General features: G+C 41.8%; 22 protein-coding genes and 1 pseudogene. 20 read left to right on the forward strand and 3 right to left on the reverse strand.

Features of this window, described 5'->3' with window-relative positions:
* The 9 genes from F3G98_RS07575 to F3G98_RS07615 all read left to right on the forward strand — a co-directional run bounded on the left by F3G98_RS07575 (nucleotide 1) and on the right by F3G98_RS07615 (nucleotide 6,388).
* Entirely contained in the window at nucleotides 1-342 is a 342-nt protein-coding gene (locus F3G98_RS07575) for a YraN family protein (RefSeq protein ID WP_103634422.1), read from the forward strand.
* 73 nt (nucleotides 343-415) lie between these two features.
* The gene (gene trxA / locus F3G98_RS07580; RefSeq protein WP_021092602.1) at nucleotides 416-730 is read left to right on the forward strand and encodes a thioredoxin; all 315 of its coding nucleotides are present in this window, start codon (nucleotides 416-418) and stop codon (nucleotides 728-730) included.
* Nucleotides 730-1,176 carry a hypothetical protein gene (locus F3G98_RS07585; protein ID WP_103594427.1) on the forward strand — a complete coding sequence of 149 codons (447 nt, stop codon included), beginning with the start codon at nucleotides 730-732 and terminating at the stop codon, nucleotides 1,174-1,176. Before trxA ends, F3G98_RS07585 begins: the two co-directional genes overlap by 1 nt.
* A gap of 9 nt (nucleotides 1,177-1,185) precedes the next feature.
* Complete coding sequence (locus tag F3G98_RS07590) at nucleotides 1,186-2,124, forward strand: NAD(P)/FAD-dependent oxidoreductase (protein ID WP_103608549.1); 939 nt, start codon at nucleotides 1,186-1,188, stop codon at nucleotides 2,122-2,124.
* A gap of 404 nt (nucleotides 2,125-2,528) precedes the next feature.
* Nucleotides 2,529-3,299 (forward strand): 4-hydroxy-tetrahydrodipicolinate reductase, encoded by a 771-nt coding sequence (gene dapB / locus F3G98_RS07595; RefSeq protein WP_103608230.1) that lies wholly within the window; start codon nucleotides 2,529-2,531, stop codon nucleotides 3,297-3,299.
* Nucleotides 3,292-3,600 (forward strand): DUF2314 domain-containing protein, encoded by a 309-nt coding sequence (locus tag F3G98_RS07600; RefSeq protein WP_103608229.1) that lies wholly within the window; start codon nucleotides 3,292-3,294, stop codon nucleotides 3,598-3,600. Before dapB ends, F3G98_RS07600 begins: the two co-directional genes overlap by 8 nt.
* A 10-nt stretch (nucleotides 3,601-3,610) precedes the next feature.
* Nucleotides 3,611-4,948 (forward strand): amidophosphoribosyltransferase, encoded by a 1,338-nt coding sequence (purF, locus tag F3G98_RS07605; protein ID WP_103608228.1) that lies wholly within the window; start codon nucleotides 3,611-3,613, stop codon nucleotides 4,946-4,948.
* Nucleotides 4,945-5,607, forward strand: a complete 663-nt coding sequence (locus F3G98_RS07610) for a DUF8095 domain-containing protein (RefSeq protein ID WP_103570519.1) — start codon at nucleotides 4,945-4,947, stop codon at nucleotides 5,605-5,607. The genes purF and F3G98_RS07610 overlap by 4 nt, the downstream gene beginning before the upstream one ends.
* 112 nt (nucleotides 5,608-5,719) lie before the next feature.
* Entirely contained in the window at nucleotides 5,720-6,388 is a 669-nt protein-coding gene (locus F3G98_RS07615) for a hypothetical protein (RefSeq protein ID WP_103608226.1), read from the forward strand.
* Nucleotides 6,389-6,508: 120 nt separating this feature from the next.
* On the opposite strand, the gene F3G98_RS07620 is transcribed toward F3G98_RS07615, so the two are convergent.
* Together F3G98_RS07620 and F3G98_RS07625 are read right to left on the reverse strand one after the other, a co-directional pair.
* The gene (locus F3G98_RS07620; protein ID WP_103608225.1) at nucleotides 6,509-7,666 is read right to left on the reverse strand and encodes a double-cubane-cluster-containing anaerobic reductase; all 1,158 of its coding nucleotides are present in this window, start codon (nucleotides 7,664-7,666) and stop codon (nucleotides 6,509-6,511) included.
* Entirely contained in the window at nucleotides 7,653-8,432 is a 780-nt protein-coding gene (locus F3G98_RS07625; protein ID WP_103608224.1) for an acyl-CoA dehydratase activase, read from the reverse strand. The genes F3G98_RS07620 and F3G98_RS07625 overlap by 14 nt, the downstream gene beginning before the upstream one ends.
* A 152-nt stretch (nucleotides 8,433-8,584) precedes the next feature.
* Between F3G98_RS07625 and F3G98_RS07630 the strand changes: the two genes are divergently transcribed.
* Genes F3G98_RS07630 through F3G98_RS07655 form a run of 6 tightly spaced genes read left to right on the forward strand, consistent with a single transcriptional unit; the run spans nucleotide 8,585 to nucleotide 13,014 of the window.
* Entirely contained in the window at nucleotides 8,585-9,937 is a 1,353-nt protein-coding gene (locus tag F3G98_RS07630; RefSeq protein ID WP_103608223.1) for an MATE family efflux transporter, read from the forward strand.
* A gap of 44 nt (nucleotides 9,938-9,981) precedes the next feature.
* The gene (locus F3G98_RS07635; protein WP_103574801.1) at nucleotides 9,982-10,650 is read left to right on the forward strand and encodes a CsgG/HfaB family protein; all 669 of its coding nucleotides are present in this window, start codon (nucleotides 9,982-9,984) and stop codon (nucleotides 10,648-10,650) included.
* Nucleotides 10,635-11,039, forward strand: coding sequence for a DUF4810 domain-containing protein (locus F3G98_RS07640; protein ID WP_103608222.1), 405 nt, complete (start codon nucleotides 10,635-10,637; stop codon nucleotides 11,037-11,039). Before F3G98_RS07635 ends, F3G98_RS07640 begins: the two co-directional genes overlap by 16 nt.
* Nucleotides 11,029-11,706: a DUF799 domain-containing protein gene (locus F3G98_RS07645; protein ID WP_103608221.1), complete on the forward strand. Its 678-nt coding sequence runs from the start codon at nucleotides 11,029-11,031 to the stop codon at nucleotides 11,704-11,706. The genes F3G98_RS07640 and F3G98_RS07645 overlap by 11 nt, the downstream gene beginning before the upstream one ends.
* Nucleotides 11,707-11,711: 5 nt before the next feature.
* A complete protein-coding gene (locus tag F3G98_RS07650; RefSeq protein WP_103608220.1) occupies nucleotides 11,712-12,614 on the forward strand; it encodes a DMT family transporter in 903 nt (300 codons plus the stop codon).
* Nucleotides 12,592-13,014 (forward strand): Sua5 YciO YrdC YwlC family protein, encoded by a 423-nt coding sequence (locus F3G98_RS07655; protein ID WP_103608219.1) that lies wholly within the window; start codon nucleotides 12,592-12,594, stop codon nucleotides 13,012-13,014. The genes F3G98_RS07650 and F3G98_RS07655 overlap by 23 nt, the downstream gene beginning before the upstream one ends.
* Nucleotides 13,015-13,935: 921 nt before the next feature.
* Here F3G98_RS07655 and typA read toward each other — a convergent pair.
* Nucleotides 13,936-15,738 carry a translational GTPase TypA gene (typA, locus tag F3G98_RS07660; RefSeq protein ID WP_107968786.1) on the reverse strand — a complete coding sequence of 601 codons (1,803 nt, stop codon included), beginning with the start codon at nucleotides 15,736-15,738 and terminating at the stop codon, nucleotides 13,936-13,938.
* A 1,117-nt stretch (nucleotides 15,739-16,855) separates the two neighbouring features.
* Here typA and fliK point away from each other — a divergent pair.
* The 5 genes and pseudogenes from fliK to F3G98_RS07685 form a co-directional block, all read left to right on the forward strand.
* Nucleotides 16,856-17,186: pseudogene (gene fliK / locus F3G98_RS11135) on the forward strand (flagellar hook-length control protein FliK); the annotation flags it as partial.
* Between the two features lie 121 nt (nucleotides 17,187-17,307).
* Nucleotides 17,308-18,015, forward strand: a complete 708-nt coding sequence (locus F3G98_RS07670) for a flagellar basal body rod modification protein (RefSeq protein ID WP_149725972.1) — start codon at nucleotides 17,308-17,310, stop codon at nucleotides 18,013-18,015.
* A 5-nt stretch (nucleotides 18,016-18,020) separates the two neighbouring features.
* Nucleotides 18,021-19,622: a flagellar hook-basal body complex protein gene (locus F3G98_RS07675; RefSeq protein ID WP_149725973.1), complete on the forward strand. Its 1,602-nt coding sequence runs from the start codon at nucleotides 18,021-18,023 to the stop codon at nucleotides 19,620-19,622.
* 166 nt (nucleotides 19,623-19,788) lie between these two features.
* Nucleotides 19,789-20,358: a hypothetical protein gene (locus tag F3G98_RS07680; RefSeq protein ID WP_103608214.1), complete on the forward strand. Its 570-nt coding sequence runs from the start codon at nucleotides 19,789-19,791 to the stop codon at nucleotides 20,356-20,358.
* A gap of 20 nt (nucleotides 20,359-20,378) precedes the next feature.
* A complete protein-coding gene (locus F3G98_RS07685) occupies nucleotides 20,379-22,820 on the forward strand; it encodes a molybdopterin-dependent oxidoreductase (RefSeq protein WP_103608213.1) in 2,442 nt (813 codons plus the stop codon).
* The last annotated feature ends 1,456 nt before the right edge of the window (nucleotides 22,821-24,276 follow it).

Raw genomic sequence — 24,276 nt, forward strand, 5'->3', positions numbered from 1 at the left:
TTGGGGCTAAAAGAGTATCTCTTTGGTAAGAGCTCCGAAGATAGGGCTTGCGAGTTTTTGCGTAAGCTTGGTTTTGTCATTTTAGAGAGAAATTTTCACTCTAAATTTGGCGAGATCGACATCATCGCGCTAAGTAGCGATAAAATTTTGCATTTTATTGAAGTGAAAGCAACTAGCGGAGAATACGAAGCCCAGTACCGCCTAAACAAGGCAAAATATATGAAAATTTTAAAAACAATAAATTTTTATATGATGAAAAATGAGCCAAACAGTGACTATCAGCTTGATCTGCTTGTTGTAAAAAATGAAAATTTTGAGCTGATAGAAAATATTAGTTTATAATAAAATTTATTATTTAGCTAAAATTTAAATTTGATTTTGTATAATTGCCACATCTTGAAAATAAGGAGAACAAATGGGAAAATACATCGAACTCACAAAAGAAAATTTTGATGTAACAAAAGAAGGCGTTGCTCTAGTAGATTTCTGGGCTCCATGGTGCGGACCTTGCCGTATGCTAGCTCCAGTGATCGAAGAGCTTGCTGAAGACTTCGAGGGCAAAGCGAAAATTTGCAAGGTAAATACTGATGAAGTACAAGATCTTGCGGTTGAGTTTGGCATCAGATCGATCCCAACATTGCTATTTTTCAAAAATGGTGAGCTAGTTGAGCAAATGGTCGGTGCGCAGTCAAAACAAGCCCTAACTGACAAACTAAATTCGCTTCTTTAATGAGCGAAAAAAGAAGAGGAAGTCTGCTTCCTCTTACCTATATATTTGGTTCATTTTTTGGTGCAGCTATGATAGCGGCTGCATTTGCGTATAGCAACTATCGTTTTTCACAATATAAATTTGTTGATTTTGCGAAGCTAGTTTTTTACGAAAAAAGCGAAATTTTCACTCCAAAAGAGCCAAAATACACGCTTTTAATCTTCAGTTCAAATCAATCAAAATTAGACGAAATTTTACCAACCAAAAATGAAACAGTTGTGGCAATCGATATCTTTCAAAAAAGATATGAGTCAAACTCGACACTAAAATATATAAGCTCAGATATAAATACAGTCCTAGAGCTTATGCGAAATTTAAGCATCACGAAGCTACCTAGCAGTGTTGAGATAGTTCATCAAAGGGGCGAAATTTATAAACAAAATTCGCCCATAAATGTTTTAGAATAAAGGAAATTTATGCTTGATTTAGCGATCATCGGAGGCGGTCCAGCAGGACTAAGCGCCGGACTTTACGCCACTAGAGGCGGACTAAAAAATGTTGTAATGTTTGAAAAAGGCGAGCCTGGCGGTCAGATCACCTCGAGCTCAGAAATAGAAAACTATCCAGGTCAAAAAGCCCCTGGCGAGAGCGGCTTTGACTTTATGAGCACTTGGTGGAAGCAGTGCAGTGCATTTGGACTAGTTCATAAGTGGGCAAACGTCGTTGGCATCAGAAAAAATAGTGACAGCAGCTTTGAAATTTTACTTGAGGGCGGCAAGAGTGAGCAGGCAAAGGCTGTCATCGTAGCGACTGGCTCAACCCCAAGACGCGCTGGCTTTAAAGGTGAGGACGAATTCTTTGGCAAAGGCGTTAGCACATGCGCGACATGCGATGGCTTCTTTTACAAAAACAAAGAGGTAGCCGTACTTGGCGGTGGCGACACAGCTGTTGAAGAGGCACTTTACCTAGCAAATATCTGCTCAAAAGTTTATCTGGTGCATAGGCGTGACGAGTTTAGAGCAGCGCCAACAACCGTTGAAAAAGCTAGAAAAAATGAAAAGATCGAGTTTATAACAAGTGCGACCGTAAAAGAGGCGCTTGGCGATAATATGGGTCTAACAAAGATCGTGCTTGATACCAAAAATGGCGAGCGCGTGCTTGATGTGCCGGGCATTTTCACATTTGTCGGACTAAATGTAAATAACGAAATTTTAAAAGATGAAAACGGCAAATTTATCTGCGAAATGGCTGATGGCGGACAGGTAAAGACTAACCTTAAGATGCAAACTAGTCTAAAAGGGCTCTTTGTAGCAGGCGACATCAGAGAGGACGCTCCAAAACAAGTCATCGTAGCAGCAGGTGATGGCGCGGTGGCTGCACTTAGCGCTATGAGCTACATAGAAAGCTTGCATTAATACTCAAATTTAGCCAAATTTTTGGCTAAATTTCTCTTTCAAAATAAATCATTTTAGTAAAAATTTACATTTTAAAAGTGCCTAAATTTTTGAATTTAACAGAGAAGCTGGCTAAACATAGAAAAATTTATAAAGTTATTATCATAAAAAGTACTCGTGAAAATTTTGCTCTATTGCATTAATAAAACAACTCTAAGACGTAGTGTGCAATAGCCTTTTTACACAAAATAGGCAAAAAGTGCGCTCTAATATAATCAATACCCATTTTTCTGATTGCAGTAATTGCCACAATGATAATTTTTAATTAAATTCTTGCCTAAAGTAGCTCTTTTTTAAAAGCCATTTCGTAATCTCTCTATAATAAAATTTATGTTAAATTTCAACCAAAAATCAAAGGATAAATTTTGGTAAAAATAGGACTTTACGGCGCTAGCGGCAAGATGGCTCAAAGCATCATCTCTTGTTTAAAAGATGAAAAAGACGCCACTTTAAGCGTCGCTTTTAGCCAAAAAAATGAGGTTGAAAATTTAAGTAGCGAGCTTTTGACAAACGACTTTGCTAAATTTTTTGAAGCGTGCGACATCATCATAGACTTTAGCCAAAAAGAGGCGACGGTGGCACTGCTAAACTACGCTAGAACCAACCCAAAACCACTAGTTATCGGCACAACTGGACTAAATGACGACGAGAAAAACTTGCTTCACCTAGCATCAGGTACTATGCCAATACTCTACGCAACAAACATGAGTCTAGGCGTAGCAGTGTTAAACCGCATAGCAAGGATAGCTTCAAAAGTTTTAAGAGAATTTGATATCGAGATAGTCGAGCAACACCACAGATACAAAAAGGACGCTCCAAGTGGCACTGCGATGACCTTGGCTGGTTGCGTGGCAGAGGCAAGGGATCTAAATTTAAAAGATGTTTTAGTAACAGGCAGAGCTGGCATGGTGGGCGCAAGAAGCAAAGATGAGATCGCGGTTATGGCACTTCGTGGAGGCGACGTGGTCGGTCGTCACACGGTTGGCTTTTACAATGACGGCGAATTTATCGAGCTAAACCACACGGCAACGAGCAGAGCGACCTTTTCAAAAGGTGCGATCAAGGCAGCTATCTGGCTAAAAGATCAAAGTAGTGGCCTATACTCGATAGACGATAGTTTGGGGCTTGATGATTAAATTTAGTCTTGATGACGCGCAGAGCTACAAGCTAGAATTTGGCGATAAATTCTACCTGCCAGAGCGCGAAAAGCGCCAAAATTTAAGAGCTGGCGACATAGTAAAACTTATATTTAGATTTGAAGATGATGAATTTGCTCAGGTTGAGCGCATGTGGGTGGTCGTAAATGGTGCAAATAACGGCGAATATACCGGCACTTTGGACAACAAGCCACTTACAAAAGGGTGCCTAGAGATAGGCGATGAGATCAAATTTAACTACAAAAATGTTCTTGAAATTTACAAAGATAATGAAAACTAAAGGATAAAAAATGTGCGCAATAGTTGGTATCATAAATTCTAAAGATGCGGCGAAAACGGCGTATTATGCGTTATTTTCTATGCAACACCGCGGTCAAGAGGCAAGTGGCATCAGTGTCTGTAACGACGGCGAGATCTCTACCCACAAGGGCAACGGCCTAGTCACTGATGTCTTTAACGAGGAGGTTTTGAGCTCACTAAAAGGCGACATGGCGATCGGTCACAACCGCTACGCAACAGCTGGCAAAAACTCAGGCCGTGACGCCCAGCCAATAGCCGCCAACTACGCCCTAGGTCAAATCTCGATCGTTCACAACGGAAATTTGGTCAATAAAGACGAGGTCAGAGACGAACTTATCAAAGATGGCGCGATATTTCAGACAAATATGGACACAGAAAACATCATCCATCTCATCGCAAGAAACCACGACGAACACCTACAAGATCGCATCATCGCAGCACTTGACAAGATAAAAGGCGCTTACTGCCTGCTCGTGCAGTCACGCCACAAGACCTTTGCTATCAGAGACCGCTGGGGCGTTAGGCCGCTAAGCCTTGGTAGGCTAAAAGATGGCGGATATATCGTAGCTAGCGAGACTTGCGCGTTTGACCTTGTGGGAGCGACATTTATAAGAGATGTTAGACCTGGCGAGATGATAGTTTTTGAACATGGCAAGAGCGAGTTTCAAAGCTTGCAAATCTTCGAACCAGATCCTAGAATTTGCGCCTTTGAGTATATCTACTTTGCGCGCCCAGATAGCGTTATAGAGGGCAAAAGCGTCTATGAAGTGAGAAAAAAGATGGGCGAGGTGCTAGCTAGAAAGAGCAAGGTAAAGGCTGACTTTGTCGTGCCTGTGCCAGATAGTGGCGTGCCAGCAGCGCTTGGATATGCAAATGAGAGCAAAATTCCATTTGAGCTAGCCATCACCAGAAACCACTATGTGGGCAGGACATTTATCGAGCCAAGCCAAGAGATGAGAAATTTAAAGGTCAAGCTAAAACTAAACCCAATGTCAAGCGTGCTAGCTGGTAAAAGCATCGTCGTGATCGATGATAGCATCGTTCGTGGCACCACTTCTAAAAAAGTGGTCGATCTCTTAAGACACGCAGGGGCGAAAGAAATTCACTTCAGAGTTGCGTGCCCTGAGCTAAAGTATCCTGAGCGATACGGCATCGACACACCAAGCTTTGAGGAGCTAATAAGCGCCAAAAAAAGCGTCGAAGAGGTCAGAGAGTATATCGGAGCTGATAGCTTGGAGTTTTTGAGCATCGATGAGCTTAAAGAGAGCATCGGCAACGAGAGAAAATACTCGCTTGTAAGCTTTGATGGTGATTATTTTATAAAATGAGAAATTTAGTAGTTTTGCTGCTAGCAATACTCTTTTTTGCAGGCTGCTCGCAAAAGACGCCTAGCAAAAAAGATGAAATTTCCATCATGGTAAGCTACTTTGAGCTTGGTGGCAAAAAGCAGCAGCTACTAATAAAAAGCATGCCAAGCTTAGCTGATAAAAATGCCAGCGTGCCATTTTTTGGCATGATAAATTTCCTCGATCAAAATAAAACTACAAGTGCCTACTCTCTTGTAAATGGCGTTATAAACGTCATTGAAGCAGACAACGCCTCTATAAATTTAAACAAAGCTAGTGACGTTTTGGCTCTTAAAAAATCTAGCGAGATAAGGTTTTATGAGATAAGGCCTGATGTGGTTGAGAGTGTTAAATTTAGATCACCAAATGGCGTTTGCGATGAGTTTTTGGCTCAAAAGCCAGTTTTTGTAAATGCGGCCACAAACTACTACTTAAGAGATGATAGCTTTTTTGCAAGCTTAATTGATGCAAAATTTGTTTATAAAAAGGGGGCAAAGATCCTAAAAAAGGAGTTTGCTTATAGTATATCTGAGCCAAAAATCCTAGAAGAAGCCAAAGAATTTACACAAAAATCAAACCAGCTTTTCTTAAACGATATGCAAAAGCTTGGCAGACTGCTTGACATACTCTGCACTTTTTAGCAGACACTTACACACTAAATTTAGACCTTTTCACAAGTCAGCACCCTTTTAAAATTTATTTTAAGTACGGGGGGGGTAGAATGCCTTTTTAAATCAAAAAGGAGATATCAAGATGAAAAAGCAAATTTTAGCTTCAGTATTAGCCAGCGTGTTAGCCACAAGTAGCGTATATGCCTGGGGCTTTGGAGGAAGCAGTAAAGAAAAGCCAAATTATGATTATAGTGGGGAGAAAGAATTTATTCAGAAAAATACTAAAGAAATTGGCGGTGACAATGCTAAATACTGGTGCTTTGATAAAGGCAATGATCTAGGTTGTCTTTCGCTAGAAAAATTAGAAGCTTTAGAGAGTAAAGACCTTAAAAAAGTTGTAAAATTCTACGAAAAAACCATTCCAGAATACTGCTACGATAAAAAATTTGCTCCAGCATGCAATATACCAGCTATTGATTTAATTAAATATAAAATAGTTTATTTTTCAAAAAGAAGTGATGATTACACAAAAATAGAAAATCAAGAATTTGATTATGCAAAAGCCCTTTCTGAGTCAAAAGCAGACGTAAAAATGCTTGAATATGGCTGCAATGAACTAAAAAGTGCCTATATATGTAGAGATCTACGCGATATGTATAAATATTTAGGCGACAGAGAAAAGACAAAAGAGTATAACGACAAAATGAAAAATGGTGATGAGAAGTGGAATTCGGTTCTTTATGATTATAAGCACATGCGATATATCCACGGTGATTATTCAAGCTGGTGGCTTTTAGAAAAAATAAAGTAATTAAATAAAGTATTTTTCATTCGCTTTAGCTGACTTGTAAATTTAGTAAATTTCACTGCATTTCAAGTCAGCTATTTAAATTTAAAGCTAAATTTAGCCCCCTACTCTTTTAAATTTATCCTAAAGCATCTCTATAAACGCCTCGAGCCTTGTCTTGATCTGCCCAGCATCGCTTGTAGAAAAGTCCGTCTCGAGCGCCATATAAGGCGTATCTACCTCATTGCACGTCCTTTTTATATTGGTAGTTTCTACGTTGTAGGTGTGACAGGCTTGCAACACAACGTCGATCACGCCATCCGCCTTATACTCTTTTATCATCTCTTGAAGCACATTTTCTCTATCTTTATTTGGCGACATGATCGAGCAAGGTATAGCCATGTAGCGCTTTGCTATGGCGCTGATTGGATCGTCATTTTCATCGACAAGGTTGCTAAAGTTTTTAGTTCCAGTGCAGTTTTCGTAAGCCACCACGACGCCGCCTGCCTCTTCTATGGCTGGCACGATCTTGTCATAGACCCCGCCACTTGGACAGCCTGTGATGATGATGCGTTTGGCGTCCTTATGCACGGGTGAAATTTTGTCTCTCACGCACTCTTTTAGCTTATTTACGATGATCTCAAGGTCGCTTATCTGCCCCTTTTTATCAAATATAAAGCCATTTCCATATAGCAGTGCGTGCAGTTCTTTGCCGTTCATGGGTGGTGGCGTTAGCTTCATAAAATTTTGAATTTCTCCCATTAGCTCGCGCTCTTTGTTAAATAGCCTGATAGAGTTTCTAAGCTCCTCGTCGCTCACACTCACGCCAAATTTAACCTCCAGCCGCTCCTTTAGCTCCCTAACCTCATCTTGCCAAAGCTCCAGGCTCTTTTGGCTCTTGAAATGTGGCAAGTGCATGACGTGGACGTCTTTAAACTCACCCATTAGCTCATACATCTTTTTCTTGCCGTCGCAGGTAGTCTCGCCGATAACGATATCGGAGTTTCGCACAAATGGGCACTTGTTTGCCTTGGCAAAGCCATAGCTTGCCTTTATGAGCGGACAGAGGTTTTTAGGCAGGTACTTTTCGCCTTCAACCACTGCGTTATCGCCAGTAGCGCAGACGCTCACGCTGTGGGCATTTGCTGCGTGGATGATCTCTCTTGGCGTGTAGGTGCAAAATATCGCTGCGATCTTTTGGCCGCTATTTTTAACCGCTTCGACGTTTTGAGCTAAATTTTTCTTAGCGTTGTCATAGGTAGCGAAAATTTCGCTTAAATTCATACTCTCATTTATTGCCATCTTCTCTCCTTAAATTTCTTATCCCTGCAAGGCCAGCGCCGATCGCACCGCAGTAGATCGCATCTTTGTGCGTGGTGACACTAGCTTGCAAGCACGCTTCTAAATTTTCTATCACATACTCGCTCTTACTAAAGCCGCCGCTTAAGAAATAGCTCGTATTTGCCTGTTTTTTGACCAAATTTGAAATTTTATTTATAGCTGAGGCGATCACCGCTTTTGCGATATTTTCTCGTGAGACGTTTTGAGCGATAAGGCTTATGATCTCAGACTCTGCAAAGACCGTGCACATCGAGCTTATGGCGATATCTTTGTCGCTATTTTTAGCAATGCTTGTAAGCTCATCAAACCTAACTCCAAGGCGGTTTGACATAATTTCAAGAAATTTACCAGTGCCGGCTGAGCATTTATCATTCATCGTAAAGTCCGTCACTGAGCCATTTTCAATCTTGATAGCCTTCGTATCTTGGCCACCCACGTCTATAACGGTGCAGTCGCTTTTGCAAAAGTAGTGCGCCCCAAGCGCGTGACAGGTGATCTCTGTAAGCGTTTTATCAGCATATGGCACCGAGACTCTGCCATATCCAGTCGCTGTAAAATATAGCTCGCCAAGGCCTAAAGCTAAAACTCGCTCTTTTATAAGCATGGCCGTATCTGCGCTGCTCCAGCCAGTTGGGAGTAAAAATAGCTCCTTTATCTCGCCGCTACTTGCCTCCATGATCGCAACTTTTGCAGAAGTTGAGCCTATATCGATTCCGATTGAGTGCATTTTGTATCCAAAAAAGGTCTTTCTAAAACTTAGAACTGCCGTGATTTTACTCCCTTTAAGACAAATTTGTCAATAAATAAGACCCAAAAATTTATAGCCTTTTCACCTTTTAAAATTTATAATTTACCCACACTTTACAAAAGGGGTGAAATTTGAAAAATTTGACAAACGAGCAGAGATTTTTCTCAAATGCCGACCTCGCAAGGCTATTTTTCCCTATCGCCGTAGAGCAGTTTTTAGAGTATAGCCTAGGGCTTGCAAACTCGCTAATGGCAGCAAGTGTTAGCGAAAGTGCGGTGAGTGCGGTAAGCCTTGTGGAGTTTGTCATGGCGCTATTTATTAGCATATTTACCGCCATAGCCACTGGTGGCTCGGTGGTCGCTAGCCAGTATCTAGGCAGCAAACAAAGTGGCAACGCCAGAAATACCACCGATCAGCTAGTTTGGTTTAGTCTAATTTTTGCCATCTTTATAGCCCTTGCCATCATAGTTTTAAAAGATATCATCTTAGATAAAGTCTTTGGAGATATCGGCGAACAAGTGAGGCATGATGCTAGCCACTACCTCGTTTTCTCAGCTATTTCAGCGCCATTTTTAGCCCTCTATGCAGCAGCTGCGGCGATCTTTCGCACGATGTCAAACGCAAAGCTACCTATGTATATCATGGCGGCTGCAAATTTACTAAATGTGCTGCTAACTGCCATTAGCATCTACACATTTCACACAGGGGTGCTTGGCATCGCCATTAGCACGCTCATAGCAAGGGCGATCGCTTGCTTTGTCATAGTCTATCTGCTACTTGATATAAAGCTAAAACTTCACATAAGAAAGAGCCTTATCTATAAATTTGACTACGAGATCATCAAGAAAATTTTAAATATCGGCGTGCCTTATGGCTTTGAAAATTCGATGTTTTATGTGGGTCGCATCATCGTTTTGAGCCTTGTTTCGCTCTTTGGCACGGCAAGCATCGCTGCAAATGCCGTGGGCGGGACGATCGTGATGTTTCAGGTGCTCCCTGGCATGGCGATAGGCACAGGCCTAAGCGTCGTCGTGGCTAGATGCATCGGTGCAAATGACTTTAATCAGGCTAAATTTTACGTAAGAAAATCGATGCTAAGCATCTACATCGTGCAGATTTTTAGCACGGCTGCCGTGTTACTGCTTCTTGAGCCGCTACTTCGCGTTTATAATCTCTCTAGCGAGGCCATAAATTTAACAAGGCAGATCGTCTGGTACCACGGCATCGCGATGTGCCTTATCTGGCCGCTTGCCTACACCTATCCGACCGTTTTTCGTGCTGCTGGGGACGCAAAATACCCGATGATAGTAAATTTAGCCTGCATGTTTGCCTGCAGGATCGTGCTAGCTTATATCTTTGCACTCACCTTTGATCTTGGCATGATAGGCACTTGGTTTGCGATGTTTGCCGACTGGGCGGTAAAGGCGGTGCTCTTTGTGCGCAGATACGCAAATGGCACGTGGATGAAATTTCGAGCCATTTAAAAAAAAGTAGTAATATACACACGATTTTGTCACAAAGGATAAAGATGAAAAATGTTTTAAAATTTAGTGCAGCTCTAGTGATCGCATCGCTTTTTGCAGGGTGTGCAAGCGAGAGCTCAAGAGTGGTTGAAACTCCAAAAGTAGCAAGCTACGGCTCAGTTTATAACGGCAAAAAGGTCTCAGTTTCTATTGGTCGCTTTAATAATCAATCAAACTACGGTAATGGCGTTTTTAGTGATAACGAGGATAGACTTGGCAACCAAGCTCAAAGCATCCTAATTACAAATTTACAGCAAAGCGGTAGATTTTTGGTGCTTGAGAGATCAAATATGTCAGTCCTTAAACAAGAGAGCGAGCTAAGCAAAGAGGCTCAAAATTTAAAAGGCTCAAGATACGTCATAACTGGCGATGTGACTGAGTTTGGACGCAAGACAACAGGCGATCACCAGCTATTTGGCATACTTGGCAAAGGTAAGCAACAAACCGCCTACTCAAAGGTAAATTTAAACGTTGTCGATACCAAAACGGCTGAGGTCGTCTATTCAGTTAGCGGCGCTGGCGAATACACCCTTTCAAACAGAGAGATCATCGGCTTTGGCGGAACCGCAGGATACGACTCTACGCTAAATGGCAAGGTGCTAAGCCTAGCGATAGTTGAAGCGGTAAATAACCTAGTAAATGGCATAGAAAGTGGAGCATGGCAAGTAAAATAGGGCTTGCCAGCCTTGGCGCTCTTGCACTTGTAATCGCAGGGTGCAGCAACGCAAGTGGTCCAAGGTCGCTTTACTACTGGGACGGCACATATAGTAGCTCGCTATATAGCTATCTAAACGAAGATGGCGATGCAACTGAGCAAATTTCACGCTTAGAAAATTTAGTGCAAAACTCAACTCAAAGGGGCTACAAGGTTGCGCCAGGGCTATACGCGCACCTTGGACTTTTATACTTAAATAACGGAAATTTAGGCGCTGCAAATGCAAATTTTGACAAAGAGGTGCAAAATTTCCCAGAGTCAAGAGAATTTATAAATTTCATCAAGGGCTCTAAAAATTTAGCCCCAAAAAAGCAGAGCAAAAAAGAGGGAGCAAAAGATGAAAAATAGCCTGAAATTTATAGCTGTGACGCTTCTTGCGATATTTTTTGCGGGTTGTTCTTTCAAAGAGCCTGAGCCATACGACTACTCAGCCTTTTTGCAAAAAAAGCCACGCTCCATCCTAGTGCTAATGCCAACAAACGATAGCACCGAAGTAAGTGGCTCAGCGGCCGTTCTAGCTAACTCAGTAGCCCCACTTAGCGAGGCTGGATACTATGTATTTCCAGTGGCTCTTGTAAATGATACATTTAAGCAAAATGGCATCACTGAGCCAAGCGAGATCGCAGCCGTGCCACTAAATAAGCTTGATAAAATTTTTCACGCCGATAGCGTGCTTTACATAAATATAAAAGACTACGGCACGAGCTACGTCGTGGTCTCAAGTTCTACGAAGGTAGTGCTTGAAGCAAAGCTAGTCGATATAAAAAGTGGCGCGACACTCTGGCAGGGCGAGGCAGCAGCCGCAGAGGATAGCGGCAATGGACAAAACAGCCTGCTTGGCATGTTAGTCTCAGCCGTCATCACGCAAGTGGCAAACACCATCTCAGATAGATCATACGACCTAGCAGTAAGAGCTGATGCCTACCTCTTTTCTAGAAACTGCCACGACTGCATACTTTATGGGCCATATTCGCCACACTACGGCAAAGACGCCCAGCTACATAAAGATAGATAAATTTAATGTCCAGCCATCAACTTGGAGTGCTTCTTACGCTAGTTGGTGGCGTACTTTGGGGATTTAGCGGAGTTTGCGGGCAGTATCTCTTCTCGCAAGGCATTAGCGCTGATTTTCTAGTGCCTTATAGGCTCTTGCTAGCTGGCATTCTTATCGTGCTCTACTACGCTTTTAAGGCTCCAAAGGCCGTTTTTGCACCAGTTACTGACGTAAAACTGATAGCCGAGCTTCTCACGTATGCCCTGCTTGGGCTAATGATGACGCAGTATGCCTACTTTTACTCGATCGAGCTCTCAAACGCCGCAGTTGCGACCGTTATCCAATACACCGCTCCAGTCCTCATCCTAGCCATCATCTGCCTAAAAGAGAGGCGAGCACCAAGACCGCTTGAAATTTTAGCCCTACTTTGCGCGATGCTTGGCGTCTTTTTCTTGGCTACTCATGCGCAAATTTCAGCCCTTGTCATCTCGCCAAAAGCGCTATTTTGGTGCTTGGTAAGCGCCGTTTGCGTCTGCGTTTATAACCTAGCTCCCGCAAGGCTAAATGCCAAATACTCAGTCACACTCACGCTTGGCTGGGGCATGGTGATAGGTGGAGTGGTGCTTTGCCTTTATATGAGAGTGTGGGAGTTTGCGGGGCTTAGTGGCACGGCGCAGTGGCTAGCATTTCTCGCCGTCATCACGCTTGGCACGATATTTGCATTTAGCTTTTATATGACTGGAGTTAAGCTCATAGGCGCCTCAAAAGCCAGCATGATAGCCTGCATAGAGCCACTAAGTGCCGCGTTTTTTGGCTACTTTTGGCTTGGGACGAAGTTCGTCTTTTGGGACTTTTTAGGCTTTGCTCTCATCATATCGTGCATATTTTTACTTTCAAAGAAGAGAGATGATATACCTAGCGCAAACTGACACGACAGCTGGCTTTTTAAGCAAGGACTACAAGGAGATAAATCACGCCAAAATGCGAAGCGAAGGCAAACCTTGCCTTATCACGACGGCTAAATTTAGCGTTTTAAACGGACTTGCTAGAGCGCCAAAAAAGTATAAAAATTTCATCCGCCGATCGAGAAAAACTACATTTTTATATCCAAATTTAAAGGCGATCAGGGTCGTAAAAGAGTGCGAACATGAGAGATTCTTAAGCAAATTTGACTGGCTTTACTCAAGCAGCGCAAACAAAAATGGTATGAAATTTGACGAAATTTGGGCTAGAAGCGTGGCTGATGAAGTTGTTGATGAACGATTTTTTGAAGACACTCCATCAAAAATTTATAAAATTTCAAAGTCAAAACTAAAAAAGATCCGCTAGTTAAATTTACGCTCTACACTTTTGTAAATTTAGGTAGCTTTTGTTGTGGTTTGAGGTGATAAATTTGCTAAATTTCATCACTAACAAGAGCGATTTTAAAAGCTAGTTTTTTAGACAAGGTCTAAATTTAATCTATCTCTTATTATGAACCTCACCCCAGACTATCTTTTGAAATTTAAGGTCACCAACTTTAGCTAACCACTAACCAATATAAATTTGTGCCAATATCTAAAATCGCCCACCATAGCCAAAATTTAGATCATTCAAACTCTACCAACTCGCATAAATTTACAAATTTAGAGCGAGAAAGGACTAAATTTCATTAAATTTAGTCTGTTTTTTTACCATAAAGCTCTCTCCAAATCCGCCTCATAGAAATTTAAATTCTGCCAACTGCTACATTCTCTTTTTGATCAATCGCTAGCCATTCGACGCTACCGCCACTACAACCACGCAAGTAAAATCACTCAAACCACAAATTTAAAAATTTTAACCACTACAAAAATTTGGATGCAGAGATAGTTAAATAAGTAAATTTAATAGCTTTCAAAACCAAAATTTAGCCCTTTTGAAAATTCAAAAAACAAATTCAATCACCACAGCTAGTTGCTTTTTCACGGGCAAAATAGTCTTTGTAAAACGCAAACTACTCTATAAATTTCTCATGACGGCATCAAATCAGGCAAATTTACTTACCAAGCATAAATTTACAAATTTGAAGCACCAAAACCCAAAAAAAACAAAAAATAGCCTTTTTAGATTTACATCAGCCAAAACCCAAATTTGACTAAATTTAGCCAGCTCCATTTGGCACAAACAGATAAATTTACAAATTAGATTATTAAATTTGCTTTTAGGATTAAATTTCACTTGCTAGCCCCTTTGGCTGGCACCAAAGGGGATTTTGCTAGCAAATTTTGATTATAGTTTTGCTTTTCTTTTGCGCTCTGTTGGGTCTAAATAGCGCTTGCGAACGCGAATATTTATAGGCGTAACCTCGACTAGCTCGTCATCTTCTATCCACTCAAGCGCACGCTCAAGACTTAGCTTTCTAGGCGGTACTAGCTTGATCGCATCGTCGCTACCGCTTGCGCGCACGTTTGTTAGGTTTTTGCCTTTTATTGGGTTTACGTCAAGGTCGTTTGGACGGCTGTGCTCGCCGATGATCATACCCACATAGACTTTTGCTTGTGGATCAAGAAATAGCACGCCACGATCTTGCAAGTTAAATAGCGAATAAGCAAGCGTTACGCCGTTTTCCATAGAAACTAGTGCGCCGTTTGTTCTGTGCTCGACGGTGCCGCTAAGTGGCCTAAACTCCAAAAAGCTGTGGTTCATAACACCCTCGCCCTTTGTATCAGTCAAAAACTGGCTTCTAAAGCCGATAAGTCCGCGAGCTGGGATCTCAAATTCGATCCTTGTTTGGCCGTCGCCTGTTGGGTTCATAGAGACCATTTCAGCCTTTCTTTTGCCTAGTTTTTCTATGACTGTGCCTGTCGTATCATCAGGCGCATCGATCACTAAAAGCTCGTATGGCTCGCATTTTACGCCGTTTATCTCTTTTACGATGACCTCAGGTCTGCCAAGTAAAAACTCATAGCCCTCGCGGCGCATATTTTCAGCCAAGATGGTGATCTGAAGCTCGCCACGACCGCTTACTTTAAATTTGCCCTCGCCGATGTTTTCATACTTCATCGCGATATTTGTCTTCATCTCGTTTGCAAGGCGCTCATCGATCTTGTTTGATGTGACGTGTTTGCCCTCAGTGCCTGCTAGTGGGCCATCATTTACAGAAAATACAACGCTAAGGGTTGGTTCTTCGATATGGAGCGGATCAAGCGGATGTGGGTTGTTTGGATCAACGATGCTATCGCCAACGTCAAGCGCGTCAAAGCCAGCGATCGCTACGATGTCGCCAGTGCCAGCCTCGTTTATATCGATCCTATCAAGCCCCATAAAGCCGATAAGCTTTGAAATTCTACCAGTTGTCTTTGTGCCATCAGCTTTTGCAAGCATGACGTTTTGGTTTTTAGCTATCTTGCCGTTAAAAATCCTCGCGATGCCGATCTTGCCGACATAGTTGTCATAATCAAGCGTGAAAACTTGAAGCTGAAGTGGGTTCTCGTCACTACCGCTTGGGGCTGGCACGTGAGCTAGGATAGTCTCAAAAAGTGGCTGCATATCTTTGTTTTCGTCGCTTAGTTTTAGCTTTGCATAGCCATTTTTAGCAGCTGCATAAACGACTGGAAATTCTAGCTGTTCATCATTTGCGTCAAGTGCGACAAAAAGGTCAAAAATTTCATTTATAACGCGGTCTGGATCGCCTGCAGGTTTGTCTATCTTATTTACGACGACGATTGGGCGAAGTCCTAGTGAAAGCGCCTTTTTGACAACAAATTTAGTTTGTGGCATAACACCTTCTTGCGCATCGACAAGCAGTAAAACGCCATCAACCATCTTAAGAACACGCTCTACCTCACCACCAAAGTCGGCGTGGCCTGGAGTGTCGATGATGTTGATCTTTGTATCTTTGTAGCGAATGGCGGTGTTTTTAGAAAGGATCGTGATGCCACGCTCTCTTTCGATGTCGTTGCTATCCATTACACGCTCGCCAAGGTTTTGATGCTCGTTAAATGTTCCTGACTGCTTCAAAAGCTCATCAACCATTGTTGTCTTACCGTGGTCGACGTGCGCGATGACGGCTATATTTCGTATCTTTTCCAAATTTTTCTCCGTTTATTAGTTTGATATTTTCGCTTCATCAGTTTTTAAATAGGGGCAGATTATAGCCAAATTTTTATAAATTTTAAGCTGATATCAAGAAATTAATTTTTGGAATAGATTTTGCATGTAAGCGTTAAGTTTTTAAATTTAAAGGGATTAAATGCAAGCTTACACAGCGAAAAACAACGTAGATTTGCTAGCTCCTGCGGCTACTAAAAAGCCTGCGGCTGCGAAAAAGTCTCAAAACAACGGCGAGTTTTTGTCGATGGTTTTGGACGCGGCTGCGAGCAAGGCAAATAGCGGTCAAAAGATCACCGAAAAGGATGTCAAAGAGATAGTAAAAACTGTTGATATCCAAAAAGAGACGATAGAAAAGGCGCAAAACGAAAGCGTGGCAAAAATTTCGGCCGCACTTGAAGAAAATTTGGACGAAGATACAAAAAATGAGCTCTATGAAAATGCAAATTTCATGCAGCTTTTGCAAGTTTTAGAAATTCTAAATGGCAATGAAAAGGTAAGTAAATTTCCAAATTTCAGCGACAAAATAGCAAATTTCTTAAGTGTCCCTGAGAACGTTGAAGAGCTTAGCAACGTTAAAAGCGTTAGCGATCTTATCGACCTTGCTAAGAAATTTGACCTTGGCCTTGAAAATATAGAAATTTCAAATGAAGATGTGCCAAAACTAAACGAGATGTTTAAAAATTTGGGCAAGCAGGAATTTTTCACGCCGATAAAGACTGAGGACAAGCCTTTTTACCTAAAAGAGCTAAAAAACGAGGTCGAGCAAACTATCATCAAAAACGAGCCAAAAGAGGTCGTAAAGCTTGATACTTTGCTAAAAGAGGTGGTGGCAAATCCAACAAATGAAGTTAAAAATTTAGTCAAAGAAGAGCCTAAAAAACTAGATGATAGTGAAGTAAAGCTTGATGATGAGCTTGTGGACGTTGAGCCAGAGGAGCAGCCAAAAGAGCCAAAAGTAAAGGTAAATTTACACGAGCAAAAGGCGCAAAAAGCCCCAACTCTTGAGTCGCTACTCTTTCCAGAAAGAGAGCAGATGAGCGAGGCTGAGCCAAGCGAGGAGACCTTTAGCAGCGATAATAAATCAGAGCTAAATCAAATGGTAAAAGACATCGCAAATAGCGCTAAACACCAGCTTCAGACAAAGGCGGAGATAAAAGAGACGCTTAGTAATTTCTCTTCTACGCTAAAAGAGCAGGTGCAAAACTACAAAGCGCCGATCACTCGCTTTAACATCACGCTTAACCCGCTAAATTTAGGTGAGGTCGAGATCACGATGGTTAATCGCGGCAATAATTTGCATGTAAATTTTAACTCTACAACGGCTACGATGAACCTCTTTTTACAAAACCAAGCTGAGTTTAAAAACAGCCTTGTAAATATGGGATTTACCGAGCTTGAGATGAATTTCTCAGACCAAAACCAAAGACAAGAAAAAAGAGAACAAGCAAAGAACAAATATAGCTCAAATCAAAGCGACGAGAGCGAAAACGCCCAAGCGGAACAAAGCTTGCTTGAGCTAGTAATACCAAGATATATTTAGGAGAGATTATGGCTTCAGTTTCAGATATAACCACACAAACAACGCAGCAAAAAAATGCCGAGAAAAAGGCAAAAGCAAGACAAGACGCTGCAGCTAGCACAGGAACTAATCCAAATGGACAGCTAGACAAAGATGCATTTATGAAGCTACTTTTAACCGAGCTTCAGCACCAAGACCCAACAAGCCCTATGGATACTGAAAAGATGCTAACGCAAACTAGCCAGCTAGCGTCAGTCGAGATGCAAGAAAACACAAACAAAGCGATGAAAGAGCTAGTAAATCAGCTAAAATCAAACGCAAACGCCTACGCTATCTCAGCCCTTGGCAAGATGGTCTCAACTGGCTCAAATGCAGTCATGCTAACAGATGAGAAAAAAGATGCAAAATTTGCGCTTTACTTTAAGACAGATCTTGCAAATGGCAAAATCGAGGTCAAAAACGCAAATGGTCAAGTCGTAAGAACAACTGATCTAAACGAGACAAATGCAGGCGTTCATAACCTAGCTTGGGACGGCAAAGACGCGTCTGGCAACCAAGTGCCAAATGGCTCATATACCATTTCGGCAACCTACACTGGCAAAGATGGCAAAGAGTACAAAACGCAAATAGGCAACTACCCGGTCGAGGCGGTGAAATTTGTAGATGGCAAGGCTATGATGAAAGTAGCTGGCGAATACGTTTCTATGGATAAAGTATCTGAATATTACGAGGGCTAAAAGCCATGATGAGAGGTTTTTACAACGGGGTTAGCGGCATCAAGACGCAAAGCTTTGGCATGGATGTTTGGTCAAACAACATCTCAAACATAAACAATGTCGGCTTCAAAGCTTCAATCCCTGAGTTTAAAAATTTAATAAACCAAAACCTAGTCTCAGCAGGAAGTGGCCCAACTAGCGATCAAGTGGGACTTGGAGCTACTAAGCAAACGACTGCACTTGATATGTCAAATGGTAGCTTTCAAAGCACTGATAACAACTTTGACCTTGCCATAGGCGGAGATGGCTTCTTTGGCGTTGTCGATAAAACAGGCAAAAACTACTACACAAGAACAGGCACTTTTGACATAGATGCGGCTGGAAATTTAGTAGATACTAGGGGAAATTTACTCCTTGGCACGCTTGCAAATTTCACTCCAACCACGCCAAGTGCGAGCGCTCTTAAAAAATATGGTCAAACCTCAAGCACCCCACAAGCCTACACGGTCTCGCAAGAGGATCTAAATCTGGGCGATCCTGGCTCGCAAAAGGGCATAACCCTGCCTCATTTTTTATTTATGCCAGCTGAGGCTACTACAAATATCAGCCTAAAAGGCAACCTAAACTCAAGCCGCATAACAGATAAAAAAACGACAGCCCTTGAGGCTAGCGAATACGCCTACACGCTTGATAATACAAACAAGACGATCTCACTAAACGGACATATCCCGCTAAGCACCACATCACTTGGCGCAAAAGCTGGTGACAGCGTGGTCGTAAAAGTAAAAGACGGCGATGGTAAATTTAGCGAGTTTTCGACCACACTTGAGGGTGACGGCACTTGGCAGATAAACGACAAGAGCCTTAAATTTATGGATTTTGCAAATTTAGAGGTAAATGCTGAAGTCACCTCGCTCGTTGAAGTGTCAAACAAAGAGAAACTAACCTCTGACATCTACAACGCAGACGGCACAAAGAGCCTAGTTACTATAAATTTAACCAAGCAGATCCCACAAACTGGCGACCAGACTATCTGGGACGCGGTGGCAACGATAACTGATGCTAGCGGAGCCGTGCAAAATACGGCTATGGGCTCACTTACATTTAATAGCAGTGGCAGGCTTGTGGCAAATACACTAACAAGCGTTGGCGGCGTAAATTTAAACTTCGAGGGCGACGGCGATGCGGACGTTTATAACGGCATGACAAGCTCAGCAAACGCTAGAAAAGACTTCAACATAAAAAGAGATGGCTACGCTGAGGGGCTTTTATCAAAATATAGCGTCGATGATCGTGGCAACATCATGGCAAATTTCGACAACACTCGAGCATTTCCCGTGGCAAAAGTGGCCCTTTATCACTTTATAAACGACCAAGGCGTGGCAAAGGTTGGTGACAATCTCTATGAAGCCACAGCCAACTCTGGCGAGCCATTTTTTTACAAAAACAAAGCTGGCGAAACCGTTTATGGGGCGCAAATTTTGGCAAATAAGCTCGAGATGAGTAACGTCGATCTTGGTCAAGCACTAAGTGAGGTGATCGTCACACAAAAGGCCTACGAAGCGAGCGCAAAAAGCATCACAACAAGTGATGAAATGATACAAACTGCGATCCAGATGAAGAAATAATCCTTAAAGTAAATTTGGGCGAGCAATCGCCCTATTTTTATAACTTTAAATTTACTTTACCCCTTTAAAACATCCTAAAATACTTACTTTTCTCTAAATATAGCAATATAATCTTAAGCGTGCTGGTTATAGAATTCATTTAATTTCTTTTTTTAAGGATTGTCAAATGAAAATGCTATTTTTAGCCCCAGTGCTAGCATGTAGTCTTGCCTTTGGTGCTGATGTGATCGCAAAAGATGCGAACATTACACTTGATGGCAAGATGATCGGTAAGATCGAGGTTTTAACGCCAGTTGAAGTCTTAGAAAAAGGCGATAAAACGAGCAAGATCAAGGTTAGTGGTGTAGTGTCGGCAAACTACTTGGCTCAGCTTCAAAGAAGCGTAGAAGACCCTGAAGTCTTTGTAGCTTTTGATGACGAGAGCGAGGCAAATTTCAAAAAAGTAAAAGAGCTTGAAGATGACTACGGCGAGGTTTGGTATCAAGTTGATGGGCTTTATGAAGTGCCAAATGACGCGCTTGGTGGCAACCAAAAAGAGCTTTACGCAAAGGCTAAGAAAATTTACGAAGAGACCTGCTCAGCATGTCACAGGCTGCACGAACCAAACAGCTTCACAGCTGCTCAGTGGCCAGCAAATTTATCTGGTATGGTCGATGCGAAATTTGTCGCACTAGATGAAACTGATCTAAATTTAGTGCTTAAATACCTACAACACAATGCCAAAAAAGTAAAATAAATTTTCATAAGGGAGAAAATATGAAAAGACGAGATTTTATAAAATTTTCTGCACTTGCTGCCACAGCAGCGCAGGCAAACAAGATAGAGGGCGTGACTAAGACCATTTTTGACCAAAACAAAACCTTTGGCGCAAATAGATTTGGGCTATTTTGGGCAAATACCAACTCAAACCAAATCGTCTCAGTCGATCCATTTGAGGGCGATAAATTCCCAAATACCATGAACAACAGCTTGCCAGACCTCATCCAAAACGAAAGCCGCGTGCTCTATCCATACGTAAGAAAGAGCTACCTAAAGGCAAAAGGCGCAGCAAAGAGCGAGCTTCGTGGCAAAGAGGAATTTGTGCGTGTTAGCTGGGAAACAGCGCTTGATCTAGCAGCCAAGGCTCTAAAAGAAAATTTCGACAAATATGGCCCTGAGAGCATCTACGGCGAGTGCTACTGGTGGGGCGGCAGCGGTAAGATCAGCTGGGGCAGAACCGTTGGTCACAGGATGCTAAAAGTGCTTGGCGGATACGTCGAAGAGAGTGGCGACTACTCAACTGGAGCTGGCCTTGTCATCATGCCGCACGTCCTAGGCAACAGCGCCGTTTATGACGCTCCGACAAAGTGGGAGGCCATCGCTAAAAATGCTAAAAACGTTGTATTTTGGGGTACTGACCCGCTTGTAACTGGTCAAATTTCATGGCAACCACCAACACATGATGGCTATCTTGGCATCAAAAAGATAAAAGAGGCAGGCATAAAAACTTATAGCGTTTGTGTCTTTAAAAACGACACCACAAGATACCTTGGCTCTGAAGCTATCATCGTTCGTCCAAATACCGACGTAGCAATGATGCTTGGCATGTGCCACTATCTATATGAAAACAAGCTTTATGACGAAGAATTTATCAAAAAATACACAGTTGGCTTTAATAAATTTAAAGACTACCTACTTGGCACAACCGACAAAGTGGTCAAAGATATCAACTGGGCGAGCAAAATTTGTGGCGTAAAAGCCGAAGATATCGCTAAATTTGCAACAGCGCTTGCAAAAGAGCCAAGCGTCATCATCGCAGGCAGGTCACTTCAAAGACAAGATCACGGCGAGATGGGCTTTTGGGGCATCGTAACACTTAGCGCGATGCTAGGTCAGATAGGCAAAGAGGGTCTTGGATTTGAGTTTAACCTCTACTACGCAAATGGCGCTACAGACAAGATCGCTCCGTCACTAAAAGGCATAAGCACCAGCATCAGCGAAAAATACGACAACGTAGATGGCGCTCCTTGGAAGAAATTTAAAAACGTCACCATCCCATCTTCAAGATCGATCGAGGCTTTGCAAAACCCCGGCAAAGAGATAGACTATGACGGCTCAAAGATCAAGCTACCACACATGAGAGTGGCTTACATGGCGTCTGGATCGATGTTTACAAGGCATCAGGATGTAAATAACGCCGTAAAAGCGTGGCGTAAATTTGACACCGTAATAACCGCTGAGCCATTTTGGACAAGCACAGCAAAACTAAGCGACATCGTCTTACCAGTAGCCCTTGAAGTCGAGAGAAACGACATCAACCAAAGCGTGCCTACAAACGAATACATCGTAGCTTACAAGCCTGTCGTAGAGCCTATGGGCGAGAGCAGGAGCGATTACTGGATCTGCTCACAAATCTGCAAACGCTGGGGCAGAGAAGAGGTCTTTACAGAGGGCAAAGATGAGCTTGGCTGGACGAAAGAATTTTACGCAGACGCAGCCGAGCAAGCTAAGGGCATAAATGTCAAGATGCCAAGCTTTGATGAGTTTTGGAAAGAGGGATATGTTAGATTTGAGCAAGATGACGAAGCGAGCAGATACTACACAAGGCTTAGTGCTTTTAGAGAAAATCCTCACAAAAACCGCCTAGGCACGCCATCTGGCAAGATAGAGCTCTACTCTCCAACTATCGCTAAATTTGGCTACAAAGACTTTGCGCCGCACGTTGCTTGGATCGAGCCGTTTGAGTGGCTTGGCAGCGAAAAGGCTAAAAAGTATCCATTTAGCGTCACAACCCCACACTCAAGATACCGCCTCCACTCACAGCTAAATAACTCAATAATCAGAAACTACGCTGAAGTATGCGCGCGCGAGCCAATGCTAATAAACGTAAATGACGCCAAAGCAAAAGGCATCGCAACTGGCGATGTGGTGAGAGTATTTAACGACAGGGGCGAAATTTTAGTCGGTGCGCTTGTCACTGACATCATCCCAGAGCACGTCATCGCCATATGCGAGGGTGCGTGGTACGATCCTGAAGTGCTAGGCGAAAAGAGCCTTTGCAAACACGGCTGCGTCAATGTCCTAACTCGCGACAAAGGCACATCTAGCATCGCTCAAAGCAACTGCGGACACACAATCCTTGTAAATTTAGAAAAATACAAAGGCGAGATCAAACCAATCACTGCGTTTTCTAAACCAAAAATTTTGCAATCTTTGTAGAATTTATAAATTTAGCCCTCACTTGGGGGCTAAATTTGATCATTTGCTGCTTTTAATCAAAATATCTTGTGACTTAAATTTGACCCATAGTTAGTCAATCAACTTGCCCTAAAGCGCTAAATATCACTTATTGAAAACAACTGGCGCTAAAATTTATCTATAAAACCAAAATGATCGCTACTAAATTTAAATTTTGCAAATTTAGGCACGCTTTATCGCCTAACCAAAGGCTACAAAACAAACAAATTTCTATATCTTTAAAAAAGGCAAACTGCTATCTAAAGGCGCTTTTAGATCAAGCTGATTGCTGAGTAAATTTCAAAGTCAGTGTAAATTTGTCTAAAAATTTGCTAGTAAAATTTTAGATTTAAGTCCGATACGACTAAATTTCATCGTAAATTTTCATGCAGCTAAGTTTTTTAGTTAAATTTAACGAGAGCATATCAGCTGCAACCAACTCCATTATCGCTAGTTCTTAAAACACTGCCACCAGCTCAAGGCAACCATTTTTCTAACAGCCCAAATTTATAATTAACTCTGTTTTTACTCTTTAAATTTAGCTCAAGATACAAATTTGCTAGTAGAATTTGGCTCCAAAAATGTTTAAATTTAGGCGCAAATTTCTATTTATGGTCAAATTTAGTAAGCCTTATCAACCGTAACTCCTACACCCCCCATTTTTTCATTAACACGTGCCATTAGGGCATTGCCAACAAATCCACAAAAGAAAAATATTTCACAGATAGCTTAAATTTACCGCCTTCATTGTAAATTTACTCTCTTTTTAAACATCACAGCTTCTAGAATTTAAGCCACAGCAAACAAATTTAGCCATAAATTTCTATCTCATTTGGTTTTGTAGTTAAATTTGGCGACGTATATCAAACGCAACCAACTTTATGCTGCATTGATAAACCTTGCCTTCATGCAACCTATAAAAAACCGTTTTTACCCGATAATTTACCGCCCACATTTAAAATTTGGCTTATTTTATTATTTGAAATCACAACGTCTAAATTTTTAAATTTAAACCCAAAAAACTAGATTTAGCCCTAAATTTTTATGTTTTTAGACTTTACCACTAATTACTACAAATCGCACAAGAATATGCTTATCTAATGCATCACAGCCTTAACGTTTTTAAATTTACGCCCAAAATGACTAAATTTAACCTCTAGATTTTTAAAATTTGTACCCAAATTTAGCAATAGCGCCTCGTCTGCAACCAACCGATCTTTCTGCCCCGCACTGATCGATCTTGTTTAACCCAAAAGTGCGTTATCAAACTCGTCAAAAATAGCTCATCAAGCCCGACCTTCGCGCGTTTCCAAATAACACGGAAATGGTAGTCTAAACACTACCCACACTTGCCCTATGCTTCTTATTATCTCTTTATTTCTAATGGTGCAAATTTAAGAATTTGATCTATAAATTTTATAAATTTAATGCGGATCGT

The sequence above is a fragment of the Campylobacter concisus genome, from assembly GCF_902460895.1.
Lineage (GTDB): Bacteria > Campylobacterota > Campylobacteria > Campylobacterales > Campylobacteraceae > Campylobacter_A > Campylobacter_A concisus_BC.